Origin of the sequence: Pseudophaeobacter sp. C1-32P7, assembly GCF_041008775.1 — a bacterium.
GTDB classification, from domain to species: domain Bacteria; phylum Pseudomonadota; class Alphaproteobacteria; order Rhodobacterales; family Rhodobacteraceae; genus Phycobacter; species Phycobacter gallaeciensis_A.
On record NZ_JAXGFR010000007.1, the window covers coordinates 202,460 to 217,788 of the forward strand.

Genomic DNA, 15,329 nt, shown 5'->3' on the forward strand with positions numbered 1-15,329 from the left:
CCGGGCCAATGGCCCGGCACAGGCCACCAGATACCATGGCGGGCCCGAAGCCTTCGCTTCGGGCCCGCATCTCTCGGTGGCGCCGCTGACGCGGCGCGGCACCGGGCTACAGCCAGCACACTTTATTTCGAGAGTTCAGGTGGTTTCCGCTACAGAGGCCCCATCGCCCTCGACCTTTGCCTCCATCCGCAGACAGGTCCAGACGATGCGGGTCGACTTCTCCGCGATGCGGGTAAATCCGGCATCCCGCAGCACATTCTTGCATTCCCGCATGCCGCCGATGCCATAGGCCTCGGGGTGAAATTCCAGCACCACGCCCCGGAAACCCGACAGATCCATGTGGCGCAGCAATTCCAGCTCGCCTCCCTCAATATCCATGATCAGAACATTGGGTTTCAGCTCGGCGCAAACCTCTGCAAAGGACCGCGTCGGCACCCGGACCAGGTCCGACGGGCGTCCCTCCGGGTTCAGCAGGGAAGAGCCGAGGTAGCTGCTGCGCACATGGAATTCCATCGCCTCCGGCGCATCGGGCGCCGTCACCAGCACTTCGTTTCGCACCTCGATCCGTTCTTCCAGCCCGTTCATCGCATAAAGCGCGCGAACCACCGGGATCAGCTGCGGGTTGGCCTCGAACGATAGAATACGCTCTGCCCCACTGTGGCGCGCCATCACGCCACCGACGACACCGATCCCGGCGCCGATTTCCAGCACCCGGTCGCCCTTTTCGATCACATGCAGCGCACCGGCAATCTCCTGCCCCTCATAGCGGGCCGCGTTGATCCGGGCGATGCGCTTTTCATTGAGGAAGCGTGATTGCGGTACCAGAACGCCAAGACAATTGGCCGCCACGACATCGGGCTGCAATTCCAAATCGTCTGCCCTCTGCCCTGTCTCCGCCACGCGCTTGCCCTCGTCCCGTTGTTGGTCTGGCGCAGCCTGCGCAGCGCCCGGACCAAAAACAAGAGCAGCCGCGCCGGGCACCGCTGTTTCGCCGGGCGCGTTACTCTTCGGGCACGATCAGCACCAGCCCGTCCAGATCTGGATGCGCCTCGATCTGGCAGCTGAGGCGGGAGCTGTCGCGCCGTTCCTCGGCCATATCCAGCATCGCGTCCTCGAAATCCTCGGGCGCACCGCATTTGTCGGACCAGGCCGGATCCACATAGACATGGCAGGTGGCGCAGCTGAGTGTGCCGCCGCATTCACCGATGATCCCCGGCACATCATGAGCCAGTGCGGCCTGCATCAGGTTCTGCCCGTTTTCCGCTGCGCCGGTGATCTCTGTGCCATCCGGCAGTTTCCAGGTCACTTTCACTGTCATCTCTCCCCCACTCGGTCCCGCCTGCCGCAGTCAGACAAAATGCACATAGAAATCGCGCATCCCGTCGCCTTCCAGATCGCGGGTCTTGCGCACTTCCTTACGTTTCATGAAGACGTGGTTTGCCACCAGTTCCTCCCCGACTGCCTTTGCCAGAACCGTGTCGCGCTCCAGATCCGTCACCGCGCCTTTCAGGTCGATCGCCGTACCCTCGCGCGCATCGGTGCGGTCAAAACCGTCGCCGGTTTCCATCGGCGGCAGGGAGTAACCCTTCTCGACCCCCAGAAGGGAGGCCTGCAGCACCGCCGCCACCGCCGTGTAGGGATTGGCCGAGGCATCGGCCATCCGGTGTTCCAGCCGCGCCTTGGCGCCGCCTTCGGAGCTGATCCTTGTGGTGACGTTGCGGTGATCGCCGCCCCAGTTCTGCCAGTAACCCGAAAGGCTCCCCGGCTGCAGCCGCATGTAACTGTTTGCGGTCGGTGCAATCAGACCGGCCAACCCCTTGTGGTGGTGCAGCACACCAGCAAGGCAGCCGCGCGCCAGATCGTTCATGTGCTCGGGCCCGCCACGCGGGCCTGAGGACAGCGCATTGCCGCCCGCCTCGTCCACGAAGGAATAATTGATATGCATGCCCGATCCGCCCGCCTCGGCGATGGGTTTGGGCATGAAGGTCAGCACGATGCCGTATTCCAGCGCGATCTCCCGCGCCATCAGGCGGAATAGCACGATATCGTCCACTGCCTTCACCGCATCATCAAAGGTCAGCGTATATTCGAACTGGGGGCTGTCGAATTCAGCGGTGATCATATCCAGGCTAAAGCCCATCTCATCCGCCATCGCCCAGATCCGGTCGTTGAACCGCAAGGGGTCAGCAAAAGGGCCGGTGCCATAGACCACGCCACCTGGCGCATCGTATGGCATCAGACGGCCGTTCTCATCGGCCTGCAGGGCAAAGGCTTCAAGCTCGATCCCCACCTTGGGCTGCAGCCCCTTGGCGGACCAGGCCGCCACCGCCCGTTTCAGCGCCCCACGCGGGCAAAGGGAGAGTGGCTCCCCCGCATCGTCGTAGAGGTCACCCAGCACCACCTTGGTCGAGGCATGCCAGCTGTCGCGGATATCATCGTGCAGCCATTTCAGCTCCATATCGGGCAGGCCCTGTTTCACCATGGAGCCGGGCGCATCCAGCAGGTCCTTGTCGTAATGGGTGCCAAAGACCGAGCGGCAGAACCGCGTGGCATCGTCACCGATCTTAGAATTGGGGAGGTATTTTCCCCGCATGATGCTGAGGTGATCGCAGAACATCGCGCGCAGGCGGGTCTTCATAGCTCAAGGTCCTTCCTGTTGGACGGGCTGCGGCATCTTTTGCGTGCCGTTATGCCCATATCATTTCACCCAACCACCAGAGGACAGCCGCCGACCTCGGGTGGGTGCGTAAGCGCCCTCCCGTGCGGGAGGTCGGGCGCTGTCCGGGCCTTTGCCCCGGACCAAAGGTTTATCCCAGCCTATGCCGCCTTAACCCGCACCGGCAATTCCTTGATGCCGCCGACAAAGTTGGAGCGCAGGAATTTATGCGGCCCCGCCGCCTCGATATGCGAAATCCGCTTGGCCAGTTCCTGAAACAGCACCGTGACCTCCAGCCGGGCCAACCACATGCCAAGACAGACATGCGGGCCGAACTGCCCAAAGGACACATGCCGGTTGGGGCTGCGCATCAGGTCGACGCGGAAGGGATCACCGAAATAGCTTTCGTCCCGGTTGGCCGAGATGAACCAGTAGAGCACCTTGTCGCCTGCGCGGATCGTCTTGCCGTGCATCTCAACGTCGCGGGTCGCGGTGCGGCGGAAGTAGAGCGCGGGCGTGGCCCAGCGAATGATCTCATCCGCCGCCGTCTCCCACACCGCGCCGCCAGCCTGCATCTGCGCGAGCAGTTCGGGCTGATGACACATGGCCTGAATACCCGCGGCAATCGAATAACGCGTAGTATCGTTGCCCGCTGCAACAAGCAGGCAGAAGAAATTGCGGAACTCGGTCTCGGTGATGGTCGATCCATCCTTGGCCGGCTCCAGGATCAGGTTCAAAACGCCAGAGGTGTCGCCCTTCTTCGCCTTCGCCTCCATCAACTCCTTGGCATAGACATAAAGCTCTGCCCCGGCGGGGGAGTTGAAGGGCATCATGCGGAATTCATCCGTGTCCATCTTGTCGAGCACATGCGTGGTGAAATCCGGGTCCGTATTGGCAATCAGCGCATCACCCTTTTCCACCAGCCAAGGCAGGTCTTCCTCCGGCAGGCCCACGACGCGCCCCAGCATCCGCATCGGCAATTGCCGGGCAATTTCCTTGGTGGCGTCAAATGTGCCCTTCGCCAGCGCCTGATCCAGGATCTCGGCACAGAGCGTGCGAATATCCTCTTCGTATTGCGCCATGGTGGTCTTGGAGAAGGCCTTGATCAGCTTCATGCGCACCTTGGAATGCTCCGGCGGATCAGTCTCCTGAAAGGTGCGGCGGGCGAGATATTCCTCGTAGGACTGATCCTCCATCCGGATACCGCGCGCCGAGGAAAACACCTCGGTGTTCTTGTTCATCGCGGTGATGTCTTCATAGCGGGTGACGGACCAGTAGTTTTCACCGCCCGCATAGTCCGTCCAGTGCAGGGGATCGTCGCGGCGCAGCCGGGCAAAGGTGTTGTGCGGCGCGCCATTGGCAAAGGTGTCGTGGCTGCTGAGATCGGCAAAGCCGTCGTCCTGCGGTGTCCAGATCGTCATGAGGGGCTTCCCGAATGGTTGCTTTGTGTATATTATTAGACCCCATAAATATGTAAACGAAAATCTTGCGAGGCATATCATGCACTTGGCCATTCTGATGACCAACACGGACGAGAGCGACTTTGCCGCGCACCACCCCAAGGATGGAGAAAAGTTCACGGACCTCATCCATATGGCCCGCCCCGGCTGGGACGTTTCGGTCTTTTCGGTAAAGGACGGTGTCTTCCCCAAGGACATCGCGGATTTTGACGGCGCGATGATCACCGGCAGCCCGGCCTCGGTCCGCGATGATCTGCCCTGGATCGCACCGCTGATGGATCTGATCCGGGACATGAACGCCCGCAAACAGCCGCTGTTCGGCGCCTGTTTTGGCCATCAGGCCGTGGCACTTGCCCTTGGCGGCAGCCTTGGCGGCAACCCCTGCGGCTGGGTGCAGGGGCTAACGTTCAACGCCTTGCAGGACACCCCGCCCTGGGCGCGGGAGCTGCCGGATCCCCTGCGCCTTTATGGGTCTCACAAGGAATGCGTCTGCGCCATGCCGCAGGGCGCGGTGCGGACAGCCACCAGCAACGGCATGATCGCGGGGTTCACCATCGGCCGCCACATCTGGACCACCCAGCATCACCCGGAAATGAGCCATGGCTTCATCACCGCCCTGACCGAGGAAATGAAGGGCATGTTGCCGGAAGATGTGCATGCGCAGGCTGTGGCAAGCCTTGCGGAGACCTCCGATCAGGCCCGCTTCGCCGAGGCGCTGGCGCGGTTCTTCGAGCAGGGCATCGGCTGACGTAGCTCAGCCCAGCGCCGCCAAGAGATCCATCACCGTCACCTGGTCGAACTGCACATGGGCAGCCATCTCGGCCTCGGCCCCGGCGCTGTCATGGGCCTGGATCAGCCCCGCCAGCCTGCGGTGATCCTTGGCCGATTGCGCGATGGAGCCGGGATAGCGATAGCGCGCCCGGTAATAGGCCATCAATTTGCGCGCGTTCGTCTTGATCATCTCCACAAGGAAGGGATTACCCGAGCCAAGCGCGATCACCTCGTGAAAGCGCAGGTTTAGCTGATAGTAACCATCGGGATCGCCGTCGCCCTTCTCGGCCGCGTGCGCCTCGCAGGCAGAGACAATACGCTCCAGTTCCGCGGCTTGAGCCTTGGTCATGCGGCGCGCGGCAAGGCCCGCGGCCTGTCCTTCCAGCTTGGCGTGCACTTCGAGGATGGCGAGGAATTCCTCCAGCGTCGGTTTGAACAGCACCGCGCCCTTCCTCGGCAGACGGCGGATCAGCCCGGCGGTTTCCAGCTGGATCAGCACCTCCCGCACTGGCGTGCGCGAGACATTGTGGCGGGCCACAAGACCGGCTTCGTCCAGCACATCGCCCGGGCTCAGCCGCCCTGCGTCGATATCGCTGAGGATCGCATTGAGTAGCTGCTCGCTCTGCCCGGCCATGCCTGTTCCGTTCTCCCGCCTCTTTGGCTTTTGACGCAGGATAGGGTGCCCCCCGGCCAGAGGCAACGGCGCCCGGCCCCGGCAGGCTGACAAGATCAGGCGGCGCCCATCCGCCCTTCGCGCATCCAGAGATACAGCGGCAGCGCAAGGGATAGCCCGACGGTGCAGCCTGCAGGTAGGACCAACCACCAGCGGCGCAGGCCCAGATCGCGGGCGTCCCGCCAGCTCCAGACCCAGAACACCAGCATCGACAGCAGAACATCCGCAGAGAACCCTGCCGCCGCGCGATTGGCAAACAGCCCACGCAGAAAGGCCGGGATATCAATCCCGTTGAGGGCAAAGAAGGAGCCGAAGAACAGCCAAGGCACCAACGTGCCGATGATGGCTGAAACGGCATAGAATGTGCGCATGTGATTTCTCCTCACGAAGGGAGCGCAGGCTCCCGCGCCCGCAGGACAACCGGCGGGGCCGGGTCGTCCCTGGCGGCCTTGGGCATGGCACCGTGCTTTGCACGGTGCAGCGCCGCGCCCTGCGCGGCGCCCGGCCCAACGGGCCTGCGTCCTTTTTCAAAAGGACCCGGCCGGGCGGGAGCCTCCCCGTATTGCCTGCCCTATTCTGACGGAACAGCGCCCCTGTATTTCGCCGTCAGCTCGGGCGCCAGCTCATCCGGTTCATAGACGCCCAGCAGGATGCCCTTGCGCGGCGCCTTGCCACGGCGTGCGGCAATCTGTTCATCCGACAGGGTGATGCGCTGGGACATGCGCAGCCCCCAGGCCAGCAACCGGTCATACATCAGGTCGATCACCTCGGCATGCTCGGCGCTGGCGCCCAGATCCACCAGCTCGTCCGGGTCGGTTTCCAGATCGAACAGCATCGGGCGCAGGCCGCCCTCGGCATGCATGAACTTCCAGCGCCGGTCCACCACCATGAACAGCCGCGCATCCTTTGGCGCCAGCCCCAGCGTCTCGCAGATCGGGTTGGTGGCGTAATCGAATTCGGCCACCGCATGATCGCGCCACTCGGTTTCCTCCCCGCGCAGTAGCGGCATGAGTGAGCGCCCCTCCAGGATATGCGGCGCCGGAGCGCCGCCTGCGACCTCAAGGAAGGTGGGCAACAGGTCGATCGCCTCCACCAGCTCATCACAGGTAGTGCCCCGGGTGACATCGGCCTCGGCGCGCGGATCGTAGATGATCAGCGGCACCTTGATCGACGGTTCGTGAAACAGGTTCTTCTCGCCCATCCAGTGATCGCCCAGATAATCGCCATGGTCCGAGGTCACCACGATCATCGTGTCCTTCATCCGCCCGGTCTCTTCTAGCCAGGCGAACAGCCGACCCATCTGGTCGTCGGCCTGCTTGATCAGCCCCATGTAGGCGGGGATCACCCGCTCGCGCACTTCATCACGCGAGAATGTCTTGCCGATACGGTTGTTCATCATGCCGCCAAAGACCGGATGCGGATCTTCCCGCTCCGCTTCCGAACGCACCGCAGGCAGCACGTGTTCGGGGCCGTACATGTCGTGATAGGGCGCCGGGACAATATAGGGCCAATGCGGCTTGATATAGCTCAGGTGCGCGCACCAGGGCTGATCGCCCTTCGCCTCGGCCTGAGTGATAAACTCCATCGCCTGGGTGGTCAGCCAGGGGGTTTCGCTGTCCTCCTCGGCGATATTGGCAGGCTTGTCGGCATTGACCATGAACCAGCCCGAGGCAACGTCATTACCCTCGACCCCGGCATTGGCAAAGTCGTTCCATGGGTTTTCGCCAGGATAGCCCTTGGATTTCAGGTATTCGTTATACGGGCTGCGCTTGGCATCGTAGAACCCGTCCGGCCCCTCGGCCCAAAGCCCATCGTCGCGGATGAATGGATCAAAGCCGCATTCGCTCTGCCGTACCCCGATCACACTGTCGGGCGCCAGCCCCAGACGCTCCATCCCGTCGGCATCGGCCACCATATGGGTCTTGCCGATCAAATGGCAGCCCATCCCGGCACGGCGCAGGTGATCACCCATGGTCCATTCCCCAACCCGCAGGGGGTAGCCGTTGAACTGCACCCCGTGGCTGGAAGGATAGCGCCCGGTATAGCTGGACATCCGCGACGAGCCGCAAGTCGGCGACTGCACATAGGCGCGGGTAAAGCGCACGCCCTTTGCTGCCAGCGCATCGATATGCGGCGTCTGCAGATGAGGGTGCCCCGCACAGCTGAGGTAATCGAACCTCAGCTGGTCAAACATGATGTAGAGAATATTCATCGGCGCTCCCCTCCCGTTGCTCCGCGATTTGTCCGCAAACTATTAAACAGGTGAAGCAAGAAGGCCAGCCGCAAAAGCCTAAGATCAGCGCGCCCGGCCTGTTGCCGCCGCGCCGCCACCGCAGCGCGAAATACAGGCGCGCCATTTCCACCGCGGCCGGGATGTGATCCCTGTTGCGGCGCAACGGATGCGCAGACAGAAACCGGAAAGACCCCATGACCACCGAGCCCAAAACCGAACGCCCCTTACAGCTGCGCCCGGCAAAAACCACCGATTGCGCCGCGCTGGCGGCGCTGTCAATCGAGGTCTGGACCGGCACCTACCTGCGCGAAGGCGTCAATGACACCTTTGCCGCCTTTGTGCTGGAGGCCTTTACCCCCGCCCATTTCGCCGCGCTACTTCAGGACCCGGGTGAGACGCTGATCGTGTCGCAGAACCGGGTCGGGATCGATGGTTATATCCGGATCACCGAAGATCGCCCCTCCCCCGCAGGCGGCACAAAAACCGAGATCACAACCCTTTACGTGCAGCCGCGCCACCACGGGCGAGGCATCGGACAGGCGCTGTTGCGGGCTGGACTGGACCATTGCCGCGCCAAGGGATTGGGCGCGCCGTGGCTCTCCACGAACTCCGAAAACACTCCCGCCATCGGGTTTTATCACCGTCACGGATTTGCCTCGGTTGGCGAAACCGTCTTTGAGATCGACGGCACCGGCTATCCCAACACGGTGCTGCACTACACCGGCGATTGACCGCTCCGGCCCTTTGCCTCACCCTTCCAGCGCCGCTTGCAGCCGCTCATAGCCACGCAGGAAATCCTCCTTGAAGGCCTGCACCACCGCGCCCGCCGACATGGCCTGCGTCATCAGACCAACGCCCTGCCCGACCCAATAGGTGGCCAGCTCCTGCGCGCCTGCATCGCCTGTCTGGCTCAGCTGGTCGATCCGCGCCAGCGCCGGTTCCGACACCAGCGTCTGCAAGGGCATCGGCAGCGGTTTGGGCGCGCCTTTCCCCTCCCAGGCCTCGGTCCAGCCGCTGACCAGCTGGCGCGAGGGCTTGCCGGTGCGCGACCGCGCCCGCACCGTATCGGCGCTGCTGGCCGCCAGCATCTTTTCCTTCACCACCGGGTTAGTCTCAGCCTCGGCGGTGGTCAGCCAGACCGAGCCGCACCAGGCCCCCGCCGCCCCCATCGCCATGGCCCCTGCCATCTGCGCGCCGCTGGCAATGCCGCCCGCCGCTAGCACGGGCACATCAGCGCCCATATCGGCGATGGACTGCACTACCTCGGGCACCAGCACCATGGTGGAAATCTCGCCCGTATGCCCGCCAGCCTCTCCGCCTGCGGCGACGATGATATCCACCCCGGCAGCGACCTGCACCCGGGCGTGCTGTGCCGTGCCAACCAGCGCCGCCACGGCAACCCCATGCGCCTTGCCCATCTCCAGCATATCGGCAGGCGGCACGCCCAGCGCATTGGCAATCAGCGCGATGGGGTGGCGAAAGGCGACCTCCAGACTGCGTCGTGCCCCGTCCGCACTGATATTGTCGCGAAAGACCAACAGCTCCTGCCGCCGCGCGTCCAGATCACCGGGATCAAGGCCCTTGTCGCGCAGCACCGAGGCGGCAAATGCCTTATGCCCCTCGGGCACCATGGCAAGGATCTGCTCGTCCGGAATGTCCTGCCCCTTGGCTTCGAACGTGTTCGGGACGATCAGATCGACGCCATAGGGCCGCCCGCCGACGTGATCATCGATCCAGCTCAGTTCTTCTTCCAGCTGCTCGGGGCTCATCATCGCTGCGCCGAAAACGCCCATACCGCCCGCATTGGTGACGGCGGCCACCACATCGCGGCAATGGGAAAAGGCAAAGAGCGGAAATTCGATGCCAAGCCGTTTGCAAAGATCCGAGTTCATGCCGCACCGCCCTCCACGTCGATGGAAACCAATAGATCACCTGCCTTGACCTGCGTGCCTGCGGCGACCGGAACCTCGGTCACCACGCCTGCAGCAGCGGCAAGGATTTCATGCTGCATCTTCATCGCCTCCAGCACCGCGAGGCGGCTGCCCGGTGCAACATTGTCCCCCACCACGACGCAGACCTCCAAGAGCGCGCCATGCATCGGCGCGGTGATCTGGCCATCAGCCTCTCCTGCTGCCGCGCTGGCCCCGGCGCGGATGCGCGTGACCTCGAAAATGCGCGCGCCCGTCGCCAGGAAAAGACAATCGCCCTCCATATGAGTGTGCCGCAGATCCGCGCGGGTGCCATCCACGCACAGCGCGCTGTCCAGCCCGGTCACTTGATGCGACCACTCCCCCCCTGCGACGGTCAAGACACCGCCCGTCTCGCTGAGCCTCAGATCATGGACCGCCTCATCGGCAGCGATCTTCAGCCGCGCTTGCAAAGCCCCTTGGGCCGACCAGCCAAGAAGTTCGGGCGCCACACCGCTGGCCCGCGCCGCCGCGGCCTGATCGGCGCGGTAGATCAGCGCCGCCGCCAGGGCGATCTCCGCCGATCCGAACAGTGTGGTCAGATCCTCAGGCAGATGATCTGTAATGAAACCGGTCGTCGCTTTGCCTGCGGCGAATTCCGGATGGCTCAGCACCCTGAGCAGGAAGTCGCGGTTACTGGCGGGGCCGAAGAGGGCGAGATCCTTCAGGGCGCCGATCAGCCGTTCCAACGCCTCGGCCCGGCTGGCCCCATGGGCGATCAGTTTCGCCAGCATCGGGTCGTAATATGGAGAGACCTCCTGCCCGCTTGCAATCCCCGCATCGACGCGGATGCCCGTGCCAACCGGGGGCTGCCAGAGGGCAATGCGCCCGGCCTGCGGCAGGAAATCCTGCGCGGGGTTTTCGGCGTAAAGGCGCACCTCGATGGCATGGCCTGTCAGGGTTACATCCTCTTGCGCCACCCCAAGGGGCTGCCCCGCCGCCACGCGGATCTGCAGCGCCACCAGATCCAGACCGGTGACCATTTCGGTGACCGGGTGCTCCACCTGCAGACGCGTGTTCATCTCAAGGAAGTAGAAGGCACCGCTGTCGTCCAGCAGGAACTCCACCGTGCCGGCGCCGACATAGCCAATGGCGCGGGCGGCCTCCACGGCGGCGGCGCCCATGCGGGCGCGCAGATCCGCATCAAGCGCCGGGCTTGGCGCTTCCTCCACCACCTTTTGATGGCGGCGCTGCACGGAACAATCGCGTTCGCCCAGATGGATCGTGTTGCCATTCCTGTCGGCAAAGACCTGTATTTCCACATGGCGCGGGCGGATCACCGCTTTTTCCAGGATCACCTCGTCTGATCCGAAGGCGGACAAAGCCTCGCTTTGCGCCAGCCCCAATGCACCTGCGAACTCCGCAGGCGCCTCAACCAGACGCATGCCGCGCCCGCCGCCACCTGCTGCTGCCTTGATCATCACCGGATAGCCGATGCGGTCTGCCTCTGCCGCCAAGACATCCGCCGACTGATCCTCGCCCTCGTATCCCGGCACACAAGGCACCTCCGCCGCGATCATCCGCCGTTTGGCGGCAGCCTTGTTGCCCATCAGTGCAATCGCCTCGGCGCCGGGGCCGATGAAAATCAGCCCCGCATCCATGCAGGCGCTTGCGAATTCGGCGCTTTCCGACAGGAAGCCATAGCCCGGATGCACCGCATCCGCACCCGCCTCCCGCGCTGCCGCGATCAGTTTTTCCGCCGACAGGTAACTGGCGCCCACAGGCCCCGCGCCAATGCAAATGGCGCGGTCGGCAAAAGCCACATGCGGGCTGGCAGCGTCCGCTTCGGAGTGGACCGCGATGCAGGTGATGCCCATGGCGCGGGCGGTTTTCATAATCCGCAGGGCAATCTCGCCCCGGTTGGCCACAAGGAGTGATGTGATCTGTGTCATGTCCATCTCCCCCGTCATGCCCGCGCCACGCCAAAGGCGTTGGGCCGCAGATCGCGCGCGCGCCCTTCGGCGCAAGTGGCAAGGCAAAAGCCGATCACCCGGCGGGTGTCGCGCGGGTCGATCATTCCCATGTCGAGCATGTGCCCCGAGGTGTAAAACGCATCCGATTGCCGGTCGAAATGCGCGGTGATCTTGGCCCGCTGGGCGGCAAGTCGTTCCTCATCCACCGGGAAGCCCTTGCGCGCGGCGGTGCGGCGGGCGACCTGCTCCATGGTCAGGGCAGCCTGTTCCCCGCCCATCACGCCGGTCATCGCGTTGGGCCAGGTGAACAGGAAGTCGGCGCCAAAGGCATGGCCGCACATGCCATAGTTCCCGGCCCCGAAACTTGCCCCCACATAGAGCGAGATCTTGGGCACCCGCAGATTGGTGACCGCCTGGATCATCTTGGAGCCATGCTTGATCATGCCGCCGCGCTCATACTCGGTGCCCACCATGTAGCCGGTGGTGTTGTTCAGAAAGACAACCGGCGTGCCCGCCTGATCCATCGCCTGCAGGAAATGCGTCGCCTTGGTGGCGCCGTCCGGGTCGATGGGTCCGTTGTTGGCGAGGATCCCAACGGGCTGCCCCATGATGCGCGCCTGCAGACACAGGGTTGCAGGCCCGTAGCCCGGTTTGAAATCCAAAAGGCGCGAGCCATCCACGATCCGCGCCGCGACCTCGCGCATGTCGTAGGGTTTGCGGTAATCGACCGGCACAACGCCCGCCAGCTCATCGGGGTCGTATTGCGGCGCGTCATAGTCTGGAACCTGCGCAGCCCCCGAAGGCCAGCCCAGCCCCGCCACCACCTCGCGGGCAATCTCGATCCCGTGGGCGTCATCCTCGGCGAGGTATTCCACCAGCCCGGTCACCTCGGCGTGCATCTCGGCACCGCCAAGGTCGGCGTCCTTGGCGACCTCTCCGGTGGCGGCCTGCACCAGCGCGGCACCCGCCAGCATCGCCATGCCGTTGCCCTTGACCCCGATCACATAGTCCGACAGTCCCGGCTGATACGCGCCCCCGGCGGTCGATGCGCCATGCAGCACCGTGATCACCGGGATCCCCGCCGCCGAGAGCCGCGCCAGCCCCGCGAACATGCCGCCGCCATGGGCCCAGAGTTCCACCGTGTAGCGCATCAGATCGGCGCCCGCGCTTTCGACCAGATGGATAAAAGGCAGCTTCTGCCGATGCGCGATCTCAAGCGCGCCCAGCGCCTTGTCCACCGATTTTCCGGTCATCGCCCCTGCATTGATCCCCGCGTCATCGGCAAAGACCATGCAGCGCACGCCCGAGACATAGCCGATCCCGGTGATGATCGAGGCACCGGGGATCGATGTCTCGGGATCCGGGTCATCCACGAGGTATGAGGCCATGTTGTAGAGTTCGACAAAGGGCATGCCGGGATCCAAGAGCGCCGAGACCCGTTCGCGCGGAGACAGCTGGCCGCGCTTGTCAAAGACCGGGCGGCGCTCATCGGATTTCGCCGCCGCGCGGGCCTCCAATGCGCGCATCCGATCCACCAGCGCCAGCATTTCTGCGCGGTTGGTCTGATAGGCATCGCTGGCCGGGCTGATCCGGCTTTGAAAGACTGTCATGTCACGGCTCCCTGTATCATCTTGCCTTGTCCCGCCCGGCCAACAGGCCGGGCAGCGCCCGTCCGCCCCCATGGGCGGGCGCTTCGCTTCCGCCCGCGGACGAGCTCTGCCCTTCTGGCTGACACCTCGTTATTCATCCCACCCCCTCAGCAGATCCGCATCCACCGGCACCGGGGCGGCCAGCAGCAGCTGGGCGTATCCCTTGGCCTGCGGGTCATTGCGCAGGGAGGAGGTGCCGCCCCCGCCCAGCGCGCCATGCAGCAGGATGTTCATCGACGCACTCCCCGGCAGGTAGAACCGCTCAATCCGGCCTTTGGTGAAATGACCAAAGACGCGGGTCAGGTGGTCCGCGTCCAGCGCGGACCAGATCCAGGGCATGAAGTCTGGGCGACGGGCAAGGATGCCGATATTGGCGATGTCACCCTTGTCACCGCTGCGCCCATAGGCCAGGCGCACGAGCGGCACCTCGACTACCCTATTCGCTGCCGGCGCAACCGGCAGCGCAGGGCGCGTGGGCGGATCGGCGGGCTGCGGTTCAGCAGTCGGGATCTCGACCTCTCCCGCCCCGTCGCGCAGCGTCACCGGCACCTGATCCTTGGGCGTGAGGTAGGAAAACAGCGCCAGCACCGGGCTGGGCCGGGGCCGCGTGCCTGCAAATCCCGAAAGGCCCGGCGGGGTGGCAAGGCCCAGACCTGTTGCCTCTTTCATGAACAGCCCCACGGCGCGGGCATCGACGTGGCGCACGGCGATCTTGGCGGCGACCTCGCGCGCAGGTGGGCTTTGGCGCATCGCGCCGAACTGGCTTTCGGCGCCGATCAGCTCCACGCTGACATCGGTGAAATCGGGCGCGTTCATGCGGGTCAAAGCCGCCCGAGTTCGCGCCAGCGCCGCATCGGCAAAGGCCTGGGCCTTTTCCTCGGCCTCCAGCCCGTAGAAGGTGAAAATATGCCCGGCGCGATAGCCATCGGCATGGGTGAGGCAGGTCTTGTAGTCGCCGGGGACGCCGCGCCCCTTGGCCCCCGCCACATGCACCCGGTTCGGAGCGGTCTCTGTCAGTGTCACATTCGAGAAGTCACAGATCACATCCGGCAGCACGTAGGATTGCGGATCGCCGATCTCATAGAGCATCTGCTCGCCCACCGTGCCGCGCGAGACCAGCCCGCCGGTGCCTTCGGGTTTGGTCACATCAAAGGAGCCATCGGGGCAGACTTCGGCGATGGGATAGCCAATGCGGTCCAGCCCCTGCACCACATCGCGCCAATCGGTGAAATTCCCACCCGTGGCCTGCGGTCCGCATTCCAGGATATGCCCTGCCAGTGACCCGCCTGCGAGCTGGTGCAGATCCTGCGGCGCCCAGCCGAATTGATGAATGCAGGCGCCAAGGGTGACGGCGCTGTCGACGCAGCGGCCGGTGATGACGATATCCGCGTCCCGGTCCAGCGCGGCAGCGATGGGAAAGGCGCCAAGATAAGCGTTGATGCTGGCGATCTTGTCCTTGGGCGGGAAAGGCGCGCCCGAGAACATCTCGACCGGGCCTGTTGCGGCGATCTCTTCAGCCTGCCCGGTCAGATCGTCGCCTTCGATGATGGCCACTTTCAGCGACAACCCCTGCCGGGCGATTTCCTCGCGCAGGGCTGCAGCACAGGCGCCGGGGTTCACCCCACCCGCGTTGGAGATGATCCGCACACCCTGCGCCGCGATCTGGGACAGGTTGGGCGCCATGGCGCCGCTGACGAAATCCGTGGCGTAGCCTGCGCCCGGATCCTTGGCGCGCGCGCGGGCCAGGATCGCCATGGTGATCTCGGCCAGGTAGTCATAGACGATGAAATCCAGCCCGCCCGCTGCCAGCAGCTGCGGTGTGGCCAGCGCAGCATCACCCCAGAAGCCGCTGGCGCCGCCGATGCGCAGAATATCCGCCATGTCCTCTCCCCCGTGACGCAATGCGCCTGTTTCAGGCCTAGCAAAGCTGTCGCGATGTCCTCCGCACCACAACAGACCGATCGTTCTGTTTCAGCCTGCCTGAAAGCGCAGGCAGGCCGCAACAGA

At 64.4% G+C, this 15,329-nt stretch carries 13 protein-coding genes; 2 read left to right on the plus strand and 11 right to left on the minus strand.

What is annotated here, in order from left to right; all coding sequences use genetic code 11:
• Nucleotides 1-135 precede the first annotated feature (135 nt).
• From SM763_RS12385 to SM763_RS12400, 4 genes are all read right to left on the minus strand, one after another.
• On the minus strand, nucleotides 136-870 hold the full coding sequence (locus SM763_RS12385; protein WP_368998719.1) for an FkbM family methyltransferase: 735 nt from the start codon (nucleotides 868-870) through the stop codon (nucleotides 136-138).
• Between the two features lie 130 nt (nucleotides 871-1,000).
• The gene (locus SM763_RS12390; RefSeq protein ID WP_347508644.1) at nucleotides 1,001-1,318 is read right to left on the minus strand and encodes a 2Fe-2S iron-sulfur cluster-binding protein; all 318 of its coding nucleotides are present in this window, start codon (nucleotides 1,316-1,318) and stop codon (nucleotides 1,001-1,003) included.
• Nucleotides 1,319-1,348: 30 nt separating this feature from the next.
• The gene (locus SM763_RS12395; protein WP_347508643.1) at nucleotides 1,349-2,638 is read right to left on the minus strand and encodes a type I glutamate--ammonia ligase; all 1,290 of its coding nucleotides are present in this window, start codon (nucleotides 2,636-2,638) and stop codon (nucleotides 1,349-1,351) included.
• Nucleotides 2,639-2,817: 179 nt separating this feature from the next.
• The gene (locus tag SM763_RS12400) at nucleotides 2,818-4,077 is read right to left on the minus strand and encodes a cytochrome P450 (RefSeq protein WP_368947259.1); all 1,260 of its coding nucleotides are present in this window, start codon (nucleotides 4,075-4,077) and stop codon (nucleotides 2,818-2,820) included.
• A 97-nt stretch (nucleotides 4,078-4,174) separates the two neighbouring features.
• Between SM763_RS12400 and SM763_RS12405 the strand changes: the two genes are divergently transcribed.
• A complete protein-coding gene (locus tag SM763_RS12405) occupies nucleotides 4,175-4,864 on the plus strand; it encodes a type 1 glutamine amidotransferase (RefSeq protein ID WP_368998720.1) in 690 nt (229 codons plus the stop codon).
• 6 nt (nucleotides 4,865-4,870) lie between these two features.
• Here SM763_RS12405 and SM763_RS12410 read toward each other — a convergent pair whose 3' ends face one another.
• From SM763_RS12410 to SM763_RS12420, 3 genes are all read right to left on the minus strand, one after another.
• Nucleotides 4,871-5,521, minus strand: a complete 651-nt coding sequence (locus SM763_RS12410; RefSeq protein WP_368998721.1) for a GntR family transcriptional regulator — start codon at nucleotides 5,519-5,521, stop codon at nucleotides 4,871-4,873.
• 95 nt (nucleotides 5,522-5,616) lie between these two features.
• Nucleotides 5,617-5,931 carry a DUF2834 domain-containing protein gene (locus SM763_RS12415; protein WP_368998722.1) on the minus strand — a complete coding sequence of 105 codons (315 nt, stop codon included), beginning with the start codon at nucleotides 5,929-5,931 and terminating at the stop codon, nucleotides 5,617-5,619.
• Between the two features lie 200 nt (nucleotides 5,932-6,131).
• Entirely contained in the window at nucleotides 6,132-7,772 is a 1,641-nt protein-coding gene (locus SM763_RS12420) for a sulfatase-like hydrolase/transferase (protein WP_065272560.1), read from the minus strand.
• A 215-nt stretch (nucleotides 7,773-7,987) separates the two neighbouring features.
• Here SM763_RS12420 and SM763_RS12425 point away from each other — a divergent pair, with 215 nt between their 5' ends.
• Nucleotides 7,988-8,524 carry a GNAT family N-acetyltransferase gene (locus SM763_RS12425; protein WP_368998723.1) on the plus strand — a complete coding sequence of 179 codons (537 nt, stop codon included), beginning with the start codon at nucleotides 7,988-7,990 and terminating at the stop codon, nucleotides 8,522-8,524.
• Nucleotides 8,525-8,542: 18 nt separating this feature from the next.
• Here the strand turns inward: SM763_RS12425 and SM763_RS12430 are convergent, their stop codons facing one another.
• From SM763_RS12430 to SM763_RS12445, 4 genes are all read right to left on the minus strand, one after another.
• A complete protein-coding gene (locus tag SM763_RS12430) occupies nucleotides 8,543-9,685 on the minus strand; it encodes a nitronate monooxygenase (RefSeq protein WP_368998724.1) in 1,143 nt (380 codons plus the stop codon).
• The gene (locus SM763_RS12435) at nucleotides 9,682-11,652 is read right to left on the minus strand and encodes an acetyl/propionyl/methylcrotonyl-CoA carboxylase subunit alpha (protein ID WP_368998725.1); all 1,971 of its coding nucleotides are present in this window, start codon (nucleotides 11,650-11,652) and stop codon (nucleotides 9,682-9,684) included. The genes SM763_RS12430 and SM763_RS12435 overlap by 4 nt, the downstream gene beginning before the upstream one ends.
• A 14-nt stretch (nucleotides 11,653-11,666) precedes the next feature.
• Nucleotides 11,667-13,283 (minus strand): acyl-CoA carboxylase subunit beta, encoded by a 1,617-nt coding sequence (locus SM763_RS12440; RefSeq protein ID WP_368998726.1) that lies wholly within the window; start codon nucleotides 13,281-13,283, stop codon nucleotides 11,667-11,669.
• Nucleotides 13,284-13,412: 129 nt separating this feature from the next.
• Complete coding sequence (locus SM763_RS12445) at nucleotides 13,413-15,203, minus strand: acyclic terpene utilization AtuA family protein (protein ID WP_368998727.1); 1,791 nt, start codon at nucleotides 15,201-15,203, stop codon at nucleotides 13,413-13,415.
• Nucleotides 15,204-15,329: the final 126 nt, after the last annotated feature.

Coding starts and splice junctions, on each gene's coding strand:
- SM763_RS12390 (WP_347508644.1), bottom strand. CDS start 1,318: ATGACAGTGAAAGTGACCTGGAAACTGCCGGATGGCACAGAGATCACC.
- SM763_RS12395 (WP_347508643.1), bottom strand. CDS start 2,638: ATGAAGACCCGCCTGCGCGCGATGTTCTGCGATCACCTCAGCATCATG.
- SM763_RS12400 (WP_368947259.1), bottom strand. CDS start 4,077: ATGACGATCTGGACACCGCAGGACGACGGCTTTGCCGATCTCAGCAGC.
- SM763_RS12405 (WP_368998720.1), top strand. CDS start 4,175: ATGACCAACACGGACGAGAGCGACTTTGCCGCGCACCACCCCAAGGAT.
- SM763_RS12410 (WP_368998721.1), bottom strand. CDS start 5,521: ATGGCCGGGCAGAGCGAGCAGCTACTCAATGCGATCCTCAGCGATATC.
- SM763_RS12415 (WP_368998722.1), bottom strand. CDS start 5,931: ATGCGCACATTCTATGCCGTTTCAGCCATCATCGGCACGTTGGTGCCT.
- SM763_RS12420 (WP_065272560.1), bottom strand. CDS start 7,772: ATGAATATTCTCTACATCATGTTTGACCAGCTGAGGTTCGATTACCTC.
- SM763_RS12425 (WP_368998723.1), top strand. CDS start 7,988: ATGACCACCGAGCCCAAAACCGAACGCCCCTTACAGCTGCGCCCGGCA.
- SM763_RS12430 (WP_368998724.1), bottom strand. CDS start 9,685: ATGAACTCGGATCTTTGCAAACGGCTTGGCATCGAATTTCCGCTCTTT.
- SM763_RS12435 (WP_368998725.1), bottom strand. CDS start 11,652: ATGACACAGATCACATCACTCCTTGTGGCCAACCGGGGCGAGATTGCC.
- SM763_RS12440 (WP_368998726.1), bottom strand. CDS start 13,283: ATGACAGTCTTTCAAAGCCGGATCAGCCCGGCCAGCGATGCCTATCAG.
- SM763_RS12445 (WP_368998727.1), bottom strand. CDS start 15,203: ATGGCGGATATTCTGCGCATCGGCGGCGCCAGCGGCTTCTGGGGTGAT.